At 58.7% G+C, this 19,584-nt stretch carries 20 protein-coding genes and 3 tRNA genes; 2 read left to right on the top strand and 21 right to left on the bottom strand.

From position 1 onward, the window contains the following. Window positions 1-440: 440 nt before the first annotated feature. Entirely contained in the window at window positions 441-1,955 is a 1,515-nt protein-coding gene (ilvA, locus tag AABC73_RS20370) for a threonine ammonia-lyase, biosynthetic (protein WP_341524293.1), read from the top strand. 111 nt (window positions 1,956-2,066) lie between these two features. Here ilvA and AABC73_RS20375 read toward each other — a convergent pair whose 3' ends face one another. Further along, complete coding sequence (locus AABC73_RS20375) at window positions 2,067-2,870, bottom strand: DUF2242 domain-containing protein (RefSeq protein WP_341520691.1); 804 nt, start codon at window positions 2,868-2,870, stop codon at window positions 2,067-2,069. Window positions 2,871-2,952: 82 nt separating this feature from the next. Next, a complete protein-coding gene (locus tag AABC73_RS20380) occupies window positions 2,953-3,903 on the bottom strand; it encodes a LysR family transcriptional regulator (RefSeq protein ID WP_341520692.1) in 951 nt (316 codons plus the stop codon). Between the two features lie 104 nt (window positions 3,904-4,007). On the opposite strand from AABC73_RS20380, the gene AABC73_RS20385 reads away from it, so the two are divergent. Then, window positions 4,008-4,886, top strand: a complete 879-nt coding sequence (locus tag AABC73_RS20385; RefSeq protein ID WP_341524294.1) for an MBL fold metallo-hydrolase — start codon at window positions 4,008-4,010, stop codon at window positions 4,884-4,886. Window positions 4,887-5,048: 162 nt separating this feature from the next. On the opposite strand, the gene AABC73_RS20390 is transcribed toward AABC73_RS20385, so the two are convergent. The 19 genes from AABC73_RS20390 to AABC73_RS20480 form a co-directional block, all read right to left on the bottom strand. Further along, window positions 5,049-5,125, bottom strand: a tRNA-Asp gene (locus AABC73_RS20390). A gap of 129 nt (window positions 5,126-5,254) precedes the next feature. Continuing rightward, window positions 5,255-5,331, bottom strand: a tRNA-Asp gene (locus AABC73_RS20395). A 67-nt stretch (window positions 5,332-5,398) separates the two neighbouring features. After that, window positions 5,399-5,474, bottom strand: a tRNA-Val gene (locus tag AABC73_RS20400). Between the two features lie 191 nt (window positions 5,475-5,665). Then, on the bottom strand, window positions 5,666-6,445 hold the full coding sequence (locus AABC73_RS20405) for an SDR family oxidoreductase (protein WP_341520693.1): 780 nt from the start codon (window positions 6,443-6,445) through the stop codon (window positions 5,666-5,668). Then, window positions 6,442-7,653 (bottom strand): O-succinylhomoserine sulfhydrylase, encoded by a 1,212-nt coding sequence (locus AABC73_RS20410; RefSeq protein ID WP_341520694.1) that lies wholly within the window; start codon window positions 7,651-7,653, stop codon window positions 6,442-6,444. Before AABC73_RS20410 ends, AABC73_RS20405 begins: the two co-directional genes overlap by 4 nt. Window positions 7,654-7,672: 19 nt before the next feature. Continuing rightward, window positions 7,673-9,181 carry an amidophosphoribosyltransferase gene (purF, locus tag AABC73_RS20415; RefSeq protein ID WP_065833408.1) on the bottom strand — a complete coding sequence of 503 codons (1,509 nt, stop codon included), beginning with the start codon at window positions 9,179-9,181 and terminating at the stop codon, window positions 7,673-7,675. Between the two features lie 12 nt (window positions 9,182-9,193). After that, complete coding sequence (locus AABC73_RS20420) at window positions 9,194-9,781, bottom strand: CvpA family protein (protein WP_020290363.1); 588 nt, start codon at window positions 9,779-9,781, stop codon at window positions 9,194-9,196. A gap of 99 nt (window positions 9,782-9,880) precedes the next feature. After that, a complete protein-coding gene (locus AABC73_RS20425; protein ID WP_341520695.1) occupies window positions 9,881-10,555 on the bottom strand; it encodes an SPOR domain-containing protein in 675 nt (224 codons plus the stop codon). Next, window positions 10,539-11,846, bottom strand: coding sequence for a bifunctional tetrahydrofolate synthase/dihydrofolate synthase (gene folC, locus AABC73_RS20430; protein WP_341520696.1), 1,308 nt, complete (start codon window positions 11,844-11,846; stop codon window positions 10,539-10,541). Before folC ends, AABC73_RS20425 begins: the two co-directional genes overlap by 17 nt. Further along, complete coding sequence (accD, locus tag AABC73_RS20435; RefSeq protein WP_341520697.1) at window positions 11,843-12,763, bottom strand: acetyl-CoA carboxylase, carboxyltransferase subunit beta; 921 nt, start codon at window positions 12,761-12,763, stop codon at window positions 11,843-11,845. The genes folC and accD overlap by 4 nt, the downstream gene beginning before the upstream one ends. 276 nt (window positions 12,764-13,039) lie before the next feature. Beyond that, window positions 13,040-13,660, bottom strand: a complete 621-nt coding sequence (locus AABC73_RS20440) for a phosphoribosylanthranilate isomerase (protein ID WP_341520698.1) — start codon at window positions 13,658-13,660, stop codon at window positions 13,040-13,042. A 59-nt stretch (window positions 13,661-13,719) separates the two neighbouring features. After that, window positions 13,720-14,544 carry a tRNA pseudouridine(38-40) synthase TruA gene (gene truA, locus AABC73_RS20445; protein ID WP_331151764.1) on the bottom strand — a complete coding sequence of 275 codons (825 nt, stop codon included), beginning with the start codon at window positions 14,542-14,544 and terminating at the stop codon, window positions 13,720-13,722. A gap of 545 nt (window positions 14,545-15,089) precedes the next feature. Then, window positions 15,090-15,590 (bottom strand): DUF1353 domain-containing protein, encoded by a 501-nt coding sequence (locus tag AABC73_RS20450; RefSeq protein ID WP_341520699.1) that lies wholly within the window; start codon window positions 15,588-15,590, stop codon window positions 15,090-15,092. After that, complete coding sequence (locus AABC73_RS20455; protein WP_341520700.1) at window positions 15,587-16,018, bottom strand: structural protein; 432 nt, start codon at window positions 16,016-16,018, stop codon at window positions 15,587-15,589. Before AABC73_RS20455 ends, AABC73_RS20450 begins: the two co-directional genes overlap by 4 nt. Before the next feature lie 82 nt (window positions 16,019-16,100). Next, window positions 16,101-16,733 (bottom strand): DUF4376 domain-containing protein, encoded by a 633-nt coding sequence (locus tag AABC73_RS20460; protein ID WP_341520701.1) that lies wholly within the window; start codon window positions 16,731-16,733, stop codon window positions 16,101-16,103. 1 nt (window position 16,734) lies between these two features. Continuing rightward, a complete protein-coding gene (locus tag AABC73_RS20465; RefSeq protein WP_341520702.1) occupies window positions 16,735-17,877 on the bottom strand; it encodes a hypothetical protein in 1,143 nt (380 codons plus the stop codon). Then, the gene (locus tag AABC73_RS20470; protein WP_341520703.1) at window positions 17,874-18,293 is read right to left on the bottom strand and encodes a hypothetical protein; all 420 of its coding nucleotides are present in this window, start codon (window positions 18,291-18,293) and stop codon (window positions 17,874-17,876) included. The genes AABC73_RS20465 and AABC73_RS20470 overlap by 4 nt, the downstream gene beginning before the upstream one ends. Window positions 18,294-18,302: 9 nt before the next feature. Then, window positions 18,303-18,680 (bottom strand): hypothetical protein, encoded by a 378-nt coding sequence (locus AABC73_RS20475; protein WP_341520704.1) that lies wholly within the window; start codon window positions 18,678-18,680, stop codon window positions 18,303-18,305. After that, window positions 18,680-19,582, bottom strand: coding sequence for a hypothetical protein (locus AABC73_RS20480; protein WP_341520705.1), 903 nt, complete (start codon window positions 19,580-19,582; stop codon window positions 18,680-18,682). Before AABC73_RS20480 ends, AABC73_RS20475 begins: the two co-directional genes overlap by 1 nt. Window positions 19,583-19,584: the final 2 nt, after the last annotated feature.

Raw genomic sequence — 19,584 nt, forward strand, 5'->3', positions numbered from 1 at the left:
CTTTGTATTCGAGTATTTCTTCCAGATAGTCGTCCATAACGCATGCCCTCTTGGCTGTTCTTTAATGACTGCATTCACTGACCATGACCTCCACCTTAAAGTGCCCAGGTGAAGGAAAAATGTCAGTGTCATTAAAGATACGCGGCACATTGGCGGGAATTTACCCCGCGCCGCCTTGACTTGGCCCACACAACCGAAATAGTCTTCAGGCCATGAACGTAACCAAGCATTTCCTCGGCCAGATTATTATTACCGCCATTCCAGTCATGGCGGGTTAGCCGACGCGTGCACCCAACCCGCCCTAGAGGCGGGTTTTTTCTGTCTCCAGGGCCAACCACTCAGGAGTCAGACATGATCATTTGCCCAACCCCGCTCGCCCTCTTCAACTCGCAGCATCTGCGTGCCTTCAATACCAGTGAAGGACGCACGCGATGACCGACCTGCTCAATCACTACGCCCGGAAAATCCTCACCTCCCGCGTCTACGACGTGGCCGTGGAAACCCCGCTGCACGGCGCTCGCCAGCTGTCCGAACGCTTGGGCAATCAGGTGCTGCTCAAGCGCGAAGACTTGCAGCCGGTGTTCTCGTTCAAGATTCGCGGCGCGTACAACAAGCTGGCGCAGTTGAGCCCGGAAGAGCTCGCGCGCGGCGTGGTCACCGCGTCGGCGGGCAATCACGCGCAGGGCCTGGCGCTGGCGGCCAAGACGCTGGGCGTCGAAGCGACCATCGTGATGCCCAAGACCACCCCGGAAATCAAGGTCGAAGGCGTGCGCTCCCGCGGCGGCAAAGTAGTGCTGCACGGCGATTCGTTCCCCGAAGCGCTGGCCTACTCGCTGAAATTGGTCGAGGAAATGGGCTTCGTCTACATCCATCCGTACGACGACCCCGACACCATCGCCGGCCAAGGCACCGTGGCGATGGAAATCCTCCGTCAGCACCCGGGCCAGCTCGACGCGATTTTTGTCCCGGTGGGCGGCGGCGGGCTGATTGCCGGCATCGCGGCCTACGTGAAATACCTGCGCCCGGAGATCAAGGTGATCGGCGTCGAGCCGGATGATTCCAACTGCCTGCAACAAGCCATGGCCTACGGCGAGCGCGTGGTGTTGCAGCAGGTCGGATTGTTCGCTGATGGCGTGGCTGTGGCGCAGATCGGCAAGCACACCTTCGACATCTGCAAGGATTACGTCGACGAAGTGATCACGGTCAGCACCGACGAAATCTGTGCGGCGATCAAGGACATCTACGACGACACCCGTTCGATCACCGAACCCGCCGGCGCGCTGGGCGTCGCCGGGATCAAGAAATACGTCGAACAGTACGGCGTCAGCGGCCAGACCCTGGTGGCGATTGATTCCGGCGCCAACGTCAATTTCGACCGTCTGCGCCATGTGGCCGAACGCGCCGAACTGGGTGAAGGCCGCGAAGCCATCATCGCCGTGACCATTCCCGAGCAGCCGGGCAGCTTCAAGGCCTTCTGCGAAGCCATCGGCAAACGGCAGATCACCGAATTCAACTACCGCTACCACACCGACCGCGAGGCGCACATCTTCGTCGGCGTGCAGACCCATCCCGACACCGATCCGCGTGCGGCGTTGGTCGCCAGCCTGACTGAACAGGGTTTTCCGGTGCTGGACCTGACCGACAACGAACTGGCCAAGCTGCACATCCGGCACATGGTCGGCGGCCACTCCGAGCGGGTCAGCGATGAAGTGGTGTTCCGCTTCGAATTCCCGGAACGCCCGGGCGCGCTGTTCAACTTCCTCAACAAGCTGGGCGGCCAGTGGAATATCTCGATGTTCCATTACCGCAACCACGGCGCGGCCGATGGCCGGGTCATGGCCGGCCTGGTGGTGCCCGAGAACGAGCGGCACCTGATCCCGGCGGCGCTGGCCGAGATTGGGTATCCGTATTGGGATGAAAGCGAGAATCCGGCTTATAAGCTGTTTTTGGGGTGAATTGCGGGTTGTGGGCTCTCGTAGGAGCGGCTTTAGCCGCGAGAGGCATTCTCCCGGCTGAAGCCGGTCCTACGGTCGATTAGCGGGCAAGCCGCCCGCTCGCTCCAACGCTCAAGGCGTAGGCGTGGTTTCCGGCGTAGCTGGTGCAGCTTCAACAGGCGCTGGCTCGGCCTGGAAGGAATCAGAGGCTGCGGGTGCCGGCATAGGCTGACTGGTTTCCACAGCGGGCGCTGCGACGGGCTCAGCCTTTGGTGCTTCTTCAGCAGCCTTGGTTTCAGCAGGCTTGACGTCGGCAGGCTTGGGCTCGGCCAGCGCAGCAGGTTTGGCGGCTGGCTCAGGCATGCCAAGGTCGGTCTTCGGCTTTTCCTTGATATGCGCGGCATTCTTCGCTTCCGGCGGCAGGAAATTTTCCACCAGAATGAAGAAACGTTCGTAGAACTTGTCAGACGCCACCGTCTCGCTGGCGACCTTAACCATTGAGTCGTCAGTCGAGCCGATCGGCATCGACACCGAACCCAGCACGCCGACACCTACGCTCGCGGAGTTGTTGGTCTTTTTCAGCGCATAGCGGTCTTGCAAGGCATTGGCGAACATGGTCGAGCTGTTTTCGGTGCCATCAGCAGCGCAGACCACATTGAAGCTGATCTCCATATGGGTTTCGCCGGTTTGCTGGAAGCTTTTGTGCCCGCTGATCATCTTCGGGTCGCTGCTGGTGATGATGTAACCCTGACTGAGCAAGGCACGGCGCGCCGCTTCACAGGAAGCGGAGTCAGTGACGGGATAGGCTCTGGAAAAAGTCCCCGCATCATCAAAGTTTTCGTGCTCATACATGGCCGCCTTCTTTGCCGAACAGCCTGCGGCAGCCAGCAAGGCAACTGCCCAGCACGCGGTACGAAAGCTAAATAATTTTGGCATCAAGAATCCTGGAGGAGATAACGGTCAGCAGTACTGCGGACTAGGAAAACATCGGCAAGTCTGCAACAAGGCAGGCGCAGGATCAACGCACAGATTGAAAGGATCTTGTTACAACCGGCAAAGCGGCAAAATGATCACTGTCCCACGCAGGTGCGGGGGCAAACCGCAGAGCCAGAAAGTCGAGCATGGCGCGCAATGCTGACGACATGTGTTTACGCGAGGCATACACCGCGAAAATGCTCAACTCCATCGGTTGGCAATCCGTCAGCAGCGCGACCAGCTGACCTTGCCTGATGAGCGGCGCTGCCAGATAAGTCGGCAACAACGCCACTCCCGCGTCGCACAGCGCAGCCTGCATTGTGGTGATCGAATCATTGCTGCTGAGATTGCCCTTCACCGCGACGCTCTGTGGCACGCCCTTGCGGGTAAAGTGCCACAGACTGCTGCTGTGATAGGAATGGGTCAGGCAGTTATGCAGTGTCAGGTCTTCGATCACCCTGGGTGCTGAATGCGTCCTCAGGTAATCCGGTGAGGCACAAACCACCGAACGGCAGGTGGTCAAGCGCCGTGCAATCAGATTGGGGTCCAACTCGTTAGTGATACGAATCGCCAGATCGATGCGCTCATCGACCAGATTGACCGTGCGGTCGAGCAGCACCATGTCGACGCGGACCTGTGAGTAGCGGCCGACAAACTCAGTTATCGCGTGCATAAGCTGAGCCTGCCCAAACGAGGTACTGGCAGTAATGCGCAGCAGTCCTTTGGGCTCAACCTCCGGCGTCGCGACTACGGCGCGCATATCCTCAGCCAGATCAAGCATGCGCCTGCACAGGGGCAATACCTCGGTTCCTGCCGCCGTCAGGTTCAAACGGCGGGTCGTACGATGCATCAGGCGCGCGCCCGTCCAGTCCTCAAGCTCGGCGAGGAATCTGGAAATCACTGGCCTGGACAAACCAAGCTTGTCTGCGGCGGCCGTCTGGCTGCCACAGTCGACGACGGTCACGAAAGCCTGCATCGCCAACAATTTGTCCATGATTCGACCGTTTTTAGAAACAAACCTGCCGCCAATCTAGCGTTTTTCGGTCGATAAATCTCAACTAATCTGCCGACTCCCAACCAGACAAGATGGAACTCGACATGCTACCGCTCCCCGCACGACGGCTTTTGGCCACTTTCGCCCTGCTCGGGCTCGCAGGCTCCGCTCTGGCGGCACAGCCGTTGAAACTGGACATTTACAACCCGGGTGATGAGGCCATCTTTCCGGTCTCCTCGGTGCTGGTGACTGGCGAGAAGGACGCCATTCTGATCGATGCTCAATTTGCCAAACCCCAGGCTGAGCAGATCGTCGAAACAATCCGCAAGAGCGGCAAGAATCTGACCACCATTTACATCAGTCATGGCGACCCGGACTTCTATTTTGGCCTGCAAACCTTCACCGAGGCCTTCCCCAACGCCAGGGTCGTGGCCAGCGCCCAGACCGTAGCCCATATCAAGGAAACCAAGGATGCCAAGCTCGCTTACTGGGGACCGAAACTTGGTGCTGGCGCGCCCGACAAGGTCATTGTTCCTGAAGTGCTTCAGGGCAACGAGCTGAAGCTTGAAGGCCAGAAACTGCAGATCATCGGCCTGGACGGTCCACAGCCGGATCGCACGTTCGTGTGGATCCCCTCAATCAACGCCGTGATGGGTGGCGTGGTGCTGTCCAACAATATTCACGTATGGATGGCGGACACCCAAAGCGCGAAATCCCATCAGGATTGGCTGGCGACGCTGGCGGCGATCGAAAAACTGCAGCCTGCGACCATTGTGCCCGGTCATTTCCTGCCGGGTGAGCTGAAGCCGAATCAATCGCCCGACTTTACCGCGCGCTATATCAAAACCTTCGACGCCGAAACGACCAAGGCCAAAGACTCCGTCTCACTGATTGAAGCGATGAAAGCGCACTACCCAAAGCTGGCGGATGAATCGTCACTGGTGCTGAGCGCGAAAGTGGCCAAGGGTGAGATGAAGTGGTAGAGCGTTTTGACATGCCTGAGATGGACTAGTAGGCGCGAGGCTTGCCCGCGAATCAGACGCTACGGTGACCCAACTCTACCGAAATCAGGCAAAAAAAAAGCGACCCGTTAAGGTCGCTTTCTTTTTTCGCTTCAAGGAGTTCAAGGGCCTCGAAGCTATGTATGGCGCAGCGGACGGGACTCGAACCCGCGACCCCCGGCGTGACAGGCCGGTATTCTAACCGACTGAACTACCGCTGCGTATCGCTCGGACTTGCATCCGTTTGAACCTGTTGAAACAGATTTTCGAGAATCTGTTTCGTTGTAACCCTGACTGATCAGCCTTTAGGCTTCTCAATCGCAGACCGGGCTGACCCGATCCGTAAAATATGGCGCAGCGGACGGGACTCGAACCCGCGACCCCCGGCGTGACAGGCCGGTATTCTAACCGACTGAACTACCGCTGCTTGTCGGTGGACTTGCGTCCGATGCTGCTATCAAACTTTCAAACTTTGTCGCTTGAAACTCACGAAGTGGTGGGTGATGACGGGATCGAACCGCCGACCCGCTGCTTGTAAGGCAGCTGCTCTCCCAGCTGAGCTAATCACCCTTTGCTTCGTTGAGGCCGCGAAATTTACGCACCTAACGAACCTAAGTCAATAGCCTGCTTGAAGTTTTTTTCGAAAGAGCCAAAAAAGCAGTTGCGAGCCTCACGCTCCAACCCGCAAGCCAGAAACGAAAAAAGGCGCAATTTCTTGCGCCTTTGCCAACTCCGTACAGATCACAGCGCCAATGGCACCTTCACTCCACATAAACCATTTTGCGGGTCATGCCGCCGTCGACCACGAACTCCTGCCCGGTAATGAAACCGGCATTGCGCGACAGCAGCCAGGCAACCATCGCTGCCACGTCCTCCACGTTCCCTACCCTGCCCGCCGGATGCTGCGCATGATCGGCGTCAGACAACGGCTCAGCGCGCCTCACAGACGGGTCGCGAACATCGATCCAGCCGGGGCTCACCGCATTGACCCTGATTTCAGGGCCAAGGCTGATCGCCAGGGCGTGAGTCAACGCCAGCAAACCGCCCTTGCTGGCCGCGTAAGCTTCCGTATCGGGTTCTGATTGACGAGCGCGCGTCGAGGTCAGGTTGACGATACTGCCGCAGTGAGCGCGCAGGTACGGCGCACAGTGCTTGGCCAGCAGCATCGGACCATTGAGGTTGACGGCCAGCACACGATTCCAGTGGGCAAGGCTCAAGCTTTCGAGAGTGGAGTTGCGCGGATCAGCCACCGCAGCGTTGCACACCAGTGCATCCAGGCGCCCGAAGCGTCCGATCACCTCGGCAACACCCGCCGAGACCTGTTCTTCGCTGGCCACATCCATGCCAACGAACAACGCGTTCTCGCCGAGCACTTCGGTCACCCGCAAGCCACGGGGACGATCAATGTCGGCGAGCACGACCTGCCAGCCCTCGGTAATCAGCCAGGCAGCGATGCCCAGGCCAATCCCGCGTGCCGCACCGGTGACCAAGGCCACCCGGCCATTGCTGGAGCTGGCGGCCTCCACCACCCAATCGCTCACAATGCCGCCAGACCACGCACGAGATCAGCTTTGAGGTCAGCAACATCTTCCAGACCGACCGCGACGCGAATCAGGCTGTCACGAATGCCCGCCGCTTCCCGTTCCTGAGGCGCCAGACGCCCATGAGACGTGGTGCTCGGGTGAGTGATGGTGGTTTTGCTGTCACCCAGGTTCGCCGTGATGGAGATCAGGCGAGTTGCGTCGATGAACCGCCATGCGCCGTCCTTGCCGCCTTTGACTTCAAAACTGACCACTGCACCAAAGCCTTTCTGCTGACGTTGAGCCAGAGCATGCTGTGGATGGCTCTTGAGACCGGCGTAATGCACCTTCTCGATACCGTCCTGCTGTTCCAGCCATTCGGCCAACTCAAGAGCACTGGCGCAATGAGCGCGCATGCGCAGGTTCAGGGTTTCAAGGCCCTTGAGGAAAATCCAGGCATTGAAGGGGCTCAGGGTCGGACCGGCCGTACGCAGGAAACCCACAACTTCCTTCATCTGCTCGCTGCGTCCGGCAACCACGCCGCCCATGCAACGACCCTGGCCGTCGATGAACTTGGTGGCCGAATGCACAACCACGTCAGCACCCAGCAGCAACGGTTGTTGCAGCGCCGGCGTACAGAAGCAGTTATCCACCACCAGCATCGCGCCCTTGGCGTGGGCGATCTCGGCCAGAGCCGCGATATCCACCAATTCAGCCAGTGGATTGGACGGTGATTCAACGAACAGCAGCCTGGTGTTCGACTTGATCGCCGCATCCCAGCCGGCCAGTTCAGCCAGCGGCACGTAGTCGACTTCAACACCAAAGCGCTTGAAGTACTTCTCGAACAGGCTGATGGTCGAACCGAACACGCTACGCGACACCAGTACATGGTCGCCCGCGCTGCACAGACTCATGACCGTGGCCAGAATTGCCGCCATGCCCGTCGCAGTGGCGACTGCCTGCTCTGCACCTTCCAGCGCGGCGATGCGCTCTTCGAAGGAGCGCACGGTCGGGTTGGTGTAGCGCGAGTAAACGTTGCCCGGCACTTCACCGGCGAAACGCGCGGCCGCGTCGGCGGCCGTGCGGAACACATAACTGGAGGTGAAGAACATCGGGTCGCCGTGCTCGCCTTCCGGCGTGCGGTGTTGACCTGCCCGTACGGCGAGGGTGTCAAAACCCACGCCTTCAAGATCGCTGTCCAGCCGACCGGCATCCCATTCCTGAGTCATGCCGCGCCCTCCCTGATGATTAGTTGTTGTACAGATCGATGATCGCGCTCACCGCCTGAGTCTTGACCTTGGAGGCGTCGTTGCGCGCCTGCTCGATCTTGTTCAGGTAATGCTCGTCGATATCGCCGGTCACGTACTTGCCGTCGAAGACCGAGCAATCGAAGTTATCGATCTTGATCTTTTTGCTGCCGCTGACCGCTTCGATCAGGTCACTCAAATCCTGATAGATCAACCAGTCGGCGCCGATCAGATCAGCGACGTCCTGAGTGGTACGGTTGTGGGCGATCAGCTCGTGAGCGCTCGGCATGTCGATGCCATACACGTTCGGATAGCGAACTGCCGGTGCGGCGGAACAGAAATAAACGTTCTTGGCGCCCGCTTCACGAGCCATCTGGATGATCTGCTTGCAAGTGGTGCCGCGCACGATGGAGTCGTCCACCAGCATCACGTTCTTGCCGCGGAATTCCAGCTCGATGGCATTGAGCTTCTGGCGTACGGATTTTTTCCGTGCGGCCTGGCCGGGCATGATGAACGTGCGGCCGATGTAACGGTTCTTGACGAAGCCTTCGCGAAACTTGACGCCCAGGTGATTCGCCAGCTCAAGAGCGGCGGTACGGCTGGTGTCGGGAATCGGGATAACCACGTCGATGTCGTGATCCGGACGCTCGCGCAGGATCTTGTCGGCCAGCTTCTCGCCCATGCGCAGACGCGCCTTGTAGACCGAGATGCCGTCGATGATCGAGTCCGGACGCGCCAGATAGACGTGTTCGAAGATGCACGGTGCGTATTTCGGGTTCGCCGCACATTGACGGGTATGCAGCTTGCCGTCTTCTGTGATGTAAACCGCTTCGCCCGGTGCCAGGTCACGGATCAGCGTGAAGCCCAGGACGTCCAGGGAAACGCTTTCCGAGGCGATCATGTACTCGACGCCTTCGTCGGTATGACGCTGGCCGAATACGATCGGGCGGATGGCATCCGGGTCACGGAAACCGACGATGCCGTAACCGGTGATCATCGCGACGACGGCATAGCCGCCACGGCAACGATTGTGCACGTCGGACACGGCCGCGAAGACGTCTTCTTCGGTGGGCTGCAACTTGCCGCGCCGGGCCAGTTCATGGGCGAAGACGTTGAGCAGCACTTCCGAGTCGGAATTGGTGTTGACATGGCGCAGGTCGGACTCGTAAATCTCCTTGGCCAGTTGCTCAACGTTGGTCAGGTTGCCGTTATGGGCCAACGTGATGCCATACGGCGAGTTGACGTAGAACGGCTGGGCCTCGGCCGAGGTCGAGCTGCCCGCTGTTGGATAACGCACATGGCCAATGCCCATATGTCCGACCAGGCGCTGCATATGGCGCTGATGGAATACGTCACGAACCAAACCATTGTCCTTGCGCAGGAATAACCGGCCATCATGACTGGTTACGATACCGGCAGCGTCCTGGCCGCGGTGCTGGAGGACGGTTAGCGCGTCATACAGCGCCTGATTGACATTCGACTTACCAACGATACCGACGATGCCACACATGCGACACAACCCCTACTTAGTGGAACTGGATTTACCGAGCACTTCCTGCGGCATTGTAGGCGGCAGAAGGTGATCCTTGAACGGCAGATCAGCAGGTACGCTGATGCCGCTGGCGAGCCACTTGCTGGACATCCCGAGAATCAGGTTTTTCGACCAGTCAGCGACCATGAGAAATTGTGGCAACAATCTGGACTGCTGCCACCATTGATCCTGTTGCACCGGCCCCAGGCTCAACAGCCCGACCGCCACTACGACAAGCAAGCCCCCGCGCGCCGCGCCGAAGACCATGCCGAGAAAACGATCGGTCCCGGAAAGCCCGGTGACTCGAATCAGTTCTCCGATAAGAAAGTTGATCATTGCGCCGACCAGCAAGGTGGCGACAAACAGAATAGTACAGGCTGCGATCACCCTGAACGAGGGCGTCTCGATATAACTGACCAGATACTGCGAAAGCCCCGCACCGAACATCCAGGCAACGACGCCTGCAATGATCCAGGTCACCAGCGACAGGGCTTCCTTGACGAAGCCGCGCTTGAGACTGATCAGAGCAGAAATGACGACAATCCCGAGGATCGCCCAGTCGACCGGGGTAAATGGCACGTTTGAGCCTGCGAACAGATAAGGCGGCGCATTTTAGCAGAGCGCCAGCCTGCCGGTAAGCGGGGATTACCGGCAGGCCTCACATTCGCTGAAAAAGCCTCAGCCGCGTTCGGGCTGGAAGCGTACGACGATGCCCTTGAGTTTCTGCTGTTTGTCGAGCTGGTCGCGCAGCCGATCGGCTTCGGCGCGCTCGATCAGCGGACCGACAAACACTCGATTCACACCGTCGGCGCTACGGATATACGCGTTATAGCCCTGGGTACGCAGGGTTTTCTGCAGATTGTCGGCATTGGCCCGATTCGACAGGCTCGCCAGTTGCACCGACCAGCTGACCGACAGGCCATTGGCATCGACGCCGCCAGGCGTGGCCGGTTTGGTCGCGGCTTGAGCTGGCGCTGCTGCCGGGGCGGCTGGCGCCGGAGCTGGTGCGGCGGGCTTGGGTGCCGGCTTGGCAACAGGCGCAGCTGGCGCAGGAACTGGCTTGGCAGCGGGCGGCGCAGGCGCGATTGGCGCCGATGGAGCCTGGGCAATCTGGCCAATTTCGTCGTCGCCCGGTACTGGCTCCTGAGGCAGGGCCTGAGGTTCGGGAACCGGAACCGGCTCAATCCGCACCTGAGGCGTCGGTGGTGTCTGCGGAGCAGCCGGCGCGTCGACCAATACCCGATGCGACTCGTCCTGTCGCGTGAACAGCATTGGCAGGAAGATCACCGCCACGGCAATAAGCACCAGTGCGCCGACCATTCGCTGTTTGAATACGTTATCCAGCAGTGCCATTTGCAGCTTCCTCTTTGGCGTGCCGGGTCAACCATTCCAGGGCCTCGGCAACACAGTAAAAAGACCCGAACAGCAATATTTCATCATCGGCCGTGGCGTGCGCGCACTGAGCTTCCAGCGCCAACGCAACACTCTGATAGGACGTCACTTTTGCGCCAAGGTTCTGTAGCGCAAGCTGAAGATCGGACGCCGGGCGACTGCGAGAGGTCGGCAATGGCGCAACAGCCCATTCGGCGATACTGCCCACCAGCTCGGCAACCACACCTTCAAGCTCCTTGTCGGCCAGCAAACCGAACACCGCAAGGCGCTTGCCAACGACCGGACGCTGCGCCATGCGACGGGCGAGAAACTGTGCAGCGTGGGGGTTATGGCCCACATCCAGCAATAAATGCAGGTGCTTGCCATGCCACTTGAACGAACGACGATCCAGGCGACCGATAATCCGCGTGCCGAGCAATGCCGAGCGAATCACCTCAGGTTGCCAGGCAATATCCAGCAACAAATAGGCCTGCAACGCGAGTGCGGCGTTCTCCATGGGCAAATCGAGCAGTGGCAGGTCGCGTAATTCAACCAACTCCCCTGCCCCGTTGCGCCCCAGCCAGTTCCAGTTGTGGTCGGTGACCGACAGATCGAACTCGCGACCGCGCAACCACAGCGGGCAATTGAGTGCCGCAGCCTGGGCTAGCAACGGCGCCGGAGGGTCCAGATCGCCACAGAGCGCGGGACGACCATCGCGGAAAATGCCCGCCTTTTCGAAGGCGACAGATTCACGACTGTCGCCCAGCCAGTCGGCATGGTCGATGCCGATGCTGGTCACCAGCGCCAGATCCGCATCGATCAGATTGACCGCATCCAGCCGACCGCCGAGACCGACTTCAAGCACGGCAACATCCAGTGCGGCCTGCTCGAACAGCCAGAAAGCCGCCAGGGTGCCCATCTCGAAATACGTCAGCGTGACATCGCCCCGCGCAGCCTCGACAGCGGCAAAGGCATCGCACAGTTCCACGTCAGTGGCTTCGACGCCCTGCACCTGCACCCGCTCGTTGTAACGCAACAGGTGCGGTGAGCTGTAGACGCCGACTTTCAAGCCTTGCGCCTGCAGCAATGCCGCGAGGAAAGCGCAGGTCGAACCCTTGCCGTTGGTCCCGGTGACAGTAATCACCTTGGGCGCAGGACGGGTCAGACCCAGTTGCCGGGCAACCTGTTGCGAACGCTCCAGCCCCATATCAATGGCCGAAGGGTGCAACTGCTCCAGATAGGCGAGCCAGTCGCCCAGCGATCCTGGGGTCATACGTTCGCCGGGATCGGTGGTACAACGATAGGCTCAATTACCGGCGGGACGAATTTAGGCGTCGGCAGGTTCATGAATTGCGCGAGCAGACTGCCCAGACGCGGACGCAGCTCCTGGCGATGGACGATCAAATCGATAGCGCCGTGCTCCAGCAGGAACTCGCTGCGCTGGAAGCCTTCAGGCAGCTTCTCGCGTACGGTCTGCTCGATGACGCGAGGACCGGCGAAACCGATCAGCGCCTTGGGTTCTGCAACGATGACGTCGCCGAGCATTGCCAGACTCGCGGAAACACCGCCGTAGACCGGGTCAGTGAGTACCGAGATAAACGGCAGGCCTTCTTCACGAAGACGGGCCAGCACAGCCGACGTCTTGGCCATCTGCATCAGGGAAATCAGGGCTTCCTGCATGCGCGCGCCGCCGGAGGCCGCGAAGCAGATCATCGGACAACGTTTTTCCAGCGCGTAGTTGGCGGCCTGTACGAAACGCTCGCCAACGATAGCCCCCATCGAACCACCCATGAAGGAGAACTCGAATGCGCAAGCGACCACTGGCATGCCCAGCAAGGACCCGCTCATGGAAATCAGCGCATCCTTTTCACCGGTCTGCTTCTGCGCGCCGGTGAGACGATCCTTGTATTTCTTGCTGTCGCGAAACTTCAGGCGATCCACTGGCTCCAGATCAGCGCCGATTTCGGCACGGCCATCGGTATCCAGAAAGATGTTCAGACGTGCCCGGGCGCCAATACGCATGTGGTGGTTGCACTTGGGGCAGACGTCCAGGGTCTTTTCCAGTTCCGGACGATAAAGCACCGCTTCGCAAGAAGGGCACTTATGCCAAAGACCTTCGGGAACCGAGCTTTTCTTGACCTCGGAACGCATGATCGAAGGGATCAGCTTGTCTACCAACCAGTTGCTCATGCTTTATTTCTCCAGTACCGGTGGCTCGAACGCAGACGAATCGACGTCTGCGCATGCCCTTGAGCTAAATTCTTGGATGATCTGACAACACGGCGTCAGCGGTCGGCAATTGGCCTGACCTGCATGACAACAACGTCGTCAATCGTGGAACTGCAACAGCTTTTGCGCGGCATACCGACACCTGCGCACTCTTGAATTCGACCTGTGCGTCAATCGCGCAGCCAGGGTTATGGACGGCGGACAATCAATAGCCGTCACATCTATAGCGGCTGGCTATCAAGCGCCATGCACCGCACTCATGAATGCGCGGATCTTGTCATGGTCCTTGATGCCTCCACTTTTTTCGACACCGCCACTGACATCCACCGCATAGGGACGGACCTGGGCGATGGCCTGCGCCACATTGGCGGACGTCAGGCCACCCGCCAGAATAATCGGTTTACTCAAACCGCTCGGGATCAAGGCCCAGTCAAAGGTTTCGCCGGTACCGCCAGGAACGCCGGCGACATAGGTGTCCAGCAAAATACCGCTGGCTCCGGAATATGCCCGGCAACTGGCGGCAATATCGTCACCGGCCTGAACCCGCAACGCCTTGATGTAAGGACGATGGTAGCCTTCACATTGCTCTGGCGTTTCGTCGCCATGAAACTGCAACAGATCCAGCGGCACGGCGTCCAGCGTCTCGTTGAGTTCGCAGGCACTGGCATTGACGAAAAGCCCGACGGTACTGACAAACGGCGGCAGCGCGGCAATGATCGCCCGCGCTTGCTGCACGGTCACCGCGCGCGGGCTCCTGGCATAAAACACCAGCCCGATAGCATCAGCCCCGGCTTCGACAGCAGCCAAAGCGTCTTCTATGCGGGTAATGCCGCAGATCTTGCTGCGAACGGCTGACATGTAGAGAACCCCAAGCCTTTCTGTAAAGTCCGGGATGGTAGCAAATGCTTTTCCGGACGTCAGCCGTCAAGTTCCGAGAAGCCTGTCAGAAAGTGCGGCCCGACGTAGCGTTCCGGCAATGGAAACTCGTCGCGATACTCAACCTGCACCAGATACAACCCATAAGGGTGTGCCGTTACGCCGCCGGTCCTGCGCACCTTGCTCTCCAGAACATCCCGCGCCCATTCGATCGGGCGCTCGCCCGTGCCGATCGTCATCAACACGCCCGCGATATTGCGCACCATGTGATGCAGAAAGGCATTGGCGCGCACATCAATGACAATCATCTTGCCGTGTCGCGAAACGCGCAGATGGTGCAGCTGTTTGATGGGCGACTTGGCTTGGCACTGGCCGGCGCGGAACGCGCTGAAATCATGCGTACCGACCAGATGCTGCGCGGCCTGCGCCATGCGCTCGGCATCCAGCGGGCGATGATTCCAGGTGATTTCCTGACCCAGATGAGCCGGACGAATCTGATCGTTATAAATGACATAACGATAGCGCCGGGCGATGGCCTTGAAGCGCGCATGGAATTCCGGTGGCATCACTTTCGCCCAGGTCACGCTGACATCATGGGGCAGATTGATATTGGCACCCATGACCCAAGCTTTCATGGAACGCTCGGCCTGAGTGTCGAAATGCACGACCTGGCCGCAGGCATGCACGCCCGCGTCAGTGCGCCCGGCGCACAACAGCGACACCGGAGAGTCGGCGACTTTGGACAGCGCATTTTCCAGGGTTTCCTGAACGGTCAGCACCCCGGAAGCCTGACGCTGCCAGCCGCAATAGCGAGAGCCCTTGTACTCGACACCCAGTGCGATTCGGGAAAAACCAGCGGCGGCCATTTCGTCTGCCGAAGTTGTGATAGTTTTCAATGAGTTAGGCCAATATAGTTTCCGTAATGGTGCCCATTATACGGGCCTACAGGCCAAGTACCACGCGGGGTCTGTTTTTAGTTGCGGAAACGATTCGAGGGCATTTCTGCCAAGATGCAATCCGCGCCTATATATAGAAGAGAATCACGCTGCGTTTCAGACGGCGGCAGTGTCCAGCCCCATTTGGGGCCAGATCGGTTCTGCCCTCTCCAACCTGCATTGCAGGCCGGGGCTCCAAAGTTTACTGGACACCCAATCCCCGATGGGGGCGGGCCACTCTCCCCAACGGGGGAAGTTAACTTCCTGCGGCGGAGGAAGTCTCCGGCCACCGCAGGTGGATGGACGCAATAGGAGCCGTCGACCCAACTTGCGATTCTGCGCAGGTTGACAGATCGGCAAATCAGCAGTGAAGGCTGGTTGACAGATCTCAGATTTAGCAGTGATACAAGGGCGTGCTAATTTTTCCGACCGTCAATGTAGGCGTCCTGCCGACGAACACCCAAAACATCAAAACATCACATGTGATTTACGCTCAACTTGTAAGCGGACTCGTACAGGATCACCTCATAAGGAGTCATGTATTCCCAGGCGAAGTCCTCACGCTTAGGTCCGCCAGTGCAGGCCTTGTACCGGCTCGCACCACCGACCCGGACGGCTGCATAGATCAGGTTTGCACGCACGACGTCGCAGCCGGTGACCAGTAACATTTCTCTGAGCAGCGCATCGCACTCGGCTCGGGGTAGCGCATTGGTACAGTAAAAAAGATCGTGCATCGCGCCCGGTAGCCGGGAATCAACTGAATTGAAGATCGGCTCCGCTAGCCATGGGATTGATGCAAGGTCAGTGATGAAGTAGCGAGGGCATGGATGCTGCTTTCCTGCCTTGTCGGTATAAACCGGATCGTCTAAAAGCGCCCACTCACCGACTTTGTAAGGGAGGAGCGGCGGAATGATGGAGAACTGGCCAGGACCGTTGCCGACGTATGGCAATTTACCGAGCGATCCGGCTTTGCTCATGCCAGAGCCCGCCGCACACCTTCGTCAATGACGGAATCCGAATAAGGAATGCTGCCGTTCTCGTGCTGGATGATCGCGCGCACCAGGCAGCCAAGAATTACCGGACTGTCCAGGTCCAGCTTCCCAGCAGGCTTGCCGGTCGCCTTGACGATGCGGCTCTCGACAGCGGCCACGTATGCAGCCGTGTCGTTCTCGTTCGACGGTGCCCAACGATTGATCAGGCCCTTCACGGTGTCCAGTCCGTACTTGGCCCGGTAGTTACGCAACAGCTTGCCCAGTGCGCGGATACCGTTCTCTGGCTTATCGAACCGGGCGAATCTGGATTCAATGAGCGGATCGAAAGGGAGTTGGCCCAGCCAATCATTGGCCTTGTTGTAGTCGATGTTTCCGGGGTTGTCATTGCGTAGTCCGCGAGAAATCGTAGGCATAGAAAGTCCTTGGCCCGCCGAATCGCGGGCACAAAAAAACCGCTCAAGGCGGCCGGGATAGCTGAAATTTGTAGTCGATGGATTACGTGGGCCAGCCCTCGTCGAGCATGGCGGTGGTGATAGTGCCGTCGGCAACCGCATCGAGCAGCGCAGCCTCGCGATTGAAACAAGCCTGGACGTGCGCGCGAACCATCGAAGCCACGCCGAGGATCTGCTGGCCTGTCAGCTCAACGAAGCCAGCCGAGGTTTTCCAGTGCAGCGAATACGCCGGATCGATGATCGCCTGCACCGCCGCGCCGGTAATCAGCCCTTGGCTGTCGCGTCCGGTATCGATGGGCATGCCATCAATGGTAGTTCCGGCAGTCTCGGCGGTGTAGCGGCGGGCCGCGATCTGGGTTGTCCACTGTTCGGCGATCAGCGCATCCCGCGCCGCCTTCTCTGCCGCCGTCATGTTGACCTGCTTGCGCGTGACCACTACGACCTTGCGATCAGCATCAAGCGTGAGGACTCCAGCGCCCCACTTCTTGTTGGTGCCCAGCGCTACGTCAGCGTTTTCTTCCGGCCACCATGCGGCGTCCTGCAATCCGAACTGCGGGTCTGTCCATGAGAGGTCGAGGAGTGAGGCATACCATTCAGGCATGCTTGCCGGGTCTGGCTGCGCAATGAAGTTGGGGATTGGTTCGCGAACCGGGATGTTGTTTTCTACTTTGATCATGCTATTTCGCCTTTACGTAAGCGGATAACCCATTTTGCAAAAGAACCGTAGGTATCTGAAAATTCAGAATAGGGTCGTACGCGAATCGGTCCCATGCTAGGCCGACGAAGATACTGCTGGTGACAGCGACAAACTTATAGTTGCCGTAAGTCGTTTGCCCCCAGGCATAGGAGCCGCCGCCGCTGATATTTGTCAGTGTCCAATCAGCTCCATCCAGAGTCGTATAGACGGCACCGGTCCCGCCCATCCCGTAAAATAACCCGTCACCGAAGGATAGAGTGCCAGCCACACTGGAGCCAGGCTGTGTGCCGGCCACCCAGGCGAGCCCGTCAGCGGATGTGTACAGCGTGTTGTTTGTCCGGTTCGTAACCATGAAGATGTCGTTACCAAACGCCGAGCCAGACCAGTTACCTGCGCCTAGCACGCTTGTAACCCAGGACGCGCCTCCGTCGATGGACGTATACACTTGGTTATTGCTGCCCCCTGGAACGACAATTGTTCCTTTTCCTACCGCTGCCGAGCGAAAAGAGCCCGATATGCTTCCGGCCCCCACCCACGTTATTAGGTCAGTGGACCTTAATGCCCCTGAGCTTGTCGCAGTTAACAGTACATAAGCCCCTTTCGCGTAGACGACGCTCATGTACGTGGTAGTCAAGGAAACCGTTATCGTTGTCCATGACACGCCCCCGTCTACGGATCTTTTGATGGTGTTCCTGTCGTTTTGTTCGCCTGCAAATAGCGCCCCGTTGGCGTAGGAAATCCAGCCCCCGCCAACTGTAAACACCCCCGCAGCGACAACTGACCAGCTAGAGCCATCGGTACTTTTGTATATCGACAGATTCCCATTCGCTACCGCGTAATATCCGTCACCCCCAAAGACAACGCCAGCAACCGCCACCGGAGGGAATGTGGTCGTGTTTACCGTCGGAAGGTTGGAATTAAGCTTGCCTTGCTGGCCTAGCACATCAAACAGCTTCGGGTAATCTGTCTTTGCCAGAATCGCTCCGTTGAGTTTGAGGAAGCTGCCTCCGGGAGAAGTGGCACGCGGCACGATATCGCCAATACCTCCGACTATGTCGCCTGCTGTCGGGGCCAGGTTGAAGGGATTACCCATAATATTCCCGACCGGGTTACCGAGAATCATAGGTCAGCCTGCCAAGCAGAAAAGGCGATACCGGCCGCCAGCGCAACCTGCGAGCCCACATACAGAACGTCACCTTGCTCAAGCGGAATACCAACCGAGCTTGTGATATTGCCGAACGTAGTTTCGGGAATGGCCGTGGTTGTCGCGAGTGTGTAGGCGGCCATCAGCTCCGAATCGACCATCACGAATACGGCGGGCGTAGCGGCTTTGGCGATGAACAGGATCAGCGAGGACGCCGTAGCTGTCGCACGAGGAAGTGCGGTTATGCGGGTGATCAGCGAGCCGTTCGCACCGCCAGTAGCTATCGGCTGCAAACCGGTGACAGTGGACGTACCAATGCCACCACTAGCGGCTGTGACGATTGCCGTGACCAGCTTGAATTTCTGTGCGAACGGTGCAACGAAAGTATTGGCCATGATTATTCCTTAGCGCATTGCGATGGTGAGGGCGTGTAACAGGGCGAGATTGCCGATAGAGCCGGGAGCTGATTCTGCGGCGGCGGCTGATGCAGCGGCGTTGTTGGCTGCGGCTTCCGCTGCGGCTACTTGCTCACTTACGTTGGTGTCTACAGCCTCGGCCCGGTCAGCGGCTGCTTCGGCGTATTGGGCTGATTGGGCGGCGGCGTTGCGGTAATCCAAAGCGGCGGCGACTTGCGCGTCGACGTAGGTGACGCGCACGTTGATTGCCGCGGTCATCACCGGCCAGTAAGCAGTCGAAGCGTCAGCCTTCTGCGAAAAGTCAGCCGGGGCATCGCCTCGATTCGGGGCGGCCGGTGGTACCGGCATGGGTCCAGGAGTAGCCATTAGGTCAAGCCCTCGATGTTGATAGTGCCCCGTGAAATCCTGGGGCCCTCATAAGTAAGCGTGAAGTCTCGATAGAACCCGAACACTACTGTTCCCTCATATGCCGCAAGCGGTGATCCAATCCAAACTACCGGCACGGCATCCAAACTCATCAATGTTCTTTGGAACGATGAAAGTTGATTGGTGTTGAAAGTGATATCGAACCCGGACCGCTTTGCATTTGAACGTTTTACGACGATAAAGCTGCCGAACGTATCCCGCTCTTTGCGGCTGAAACTAATAGCGCCAACGTCCGCGCCGTAACTTACGCAACCGAGGTTCTTTATTTTCCCGATAACGGTGTGGCCAGCGGATGCAATACCCGACCCCGCATCGATCTGCACCGAGATAGATGCAGTTCCGTAAGCAGGCATGTCGGTAAACACGACGTCGGTCTGTGTCTCGATATCCGAAAAGAAATAGTCGTACCAGTTGCTTACGCCCGCGCTGACTAGGCTTATCGTTCGATCAAAGACCAGTCCGTCAGTGGGATCAACCATGGTCACCCGAACTGATCGCCCCCCAAGGTTGAAGAACGCCATCGAGTTAACGACCGTTCCAGGTGTCAGCACCACGACAATCGAACCGGGGTTGGTTGTCAGCGTCCCAACACTGTCATCAAACATACGCCATGGATTTGTCGGCCCTACTACTCGCCAACTTGGAACAGGCTTAGCGATTCCCGCAAGCGGCGAGTCGGTGGTTGATGCGATGGTAACTTCATATATCAGGTGCTCCGCGATGATAATTCGCCGATCACCCAATACATATGTTCCGGCTACCCACTGGGCATAATCATTTTCGGGCACGTTGGTGCTGGTCAAGATCGCCGGAGTGACCTTTACCGGGTAAATAATATCCATTG

Source organism: Pseudomonas sp. G.S.17, from assembly GCF_038096165.1.
Classification (GTDB): Bacteria; Pseudomonadota; Gammaproteobacteria; order Pseudomonadales; family Pseudomonadaceae; genus Aquipseudomonas.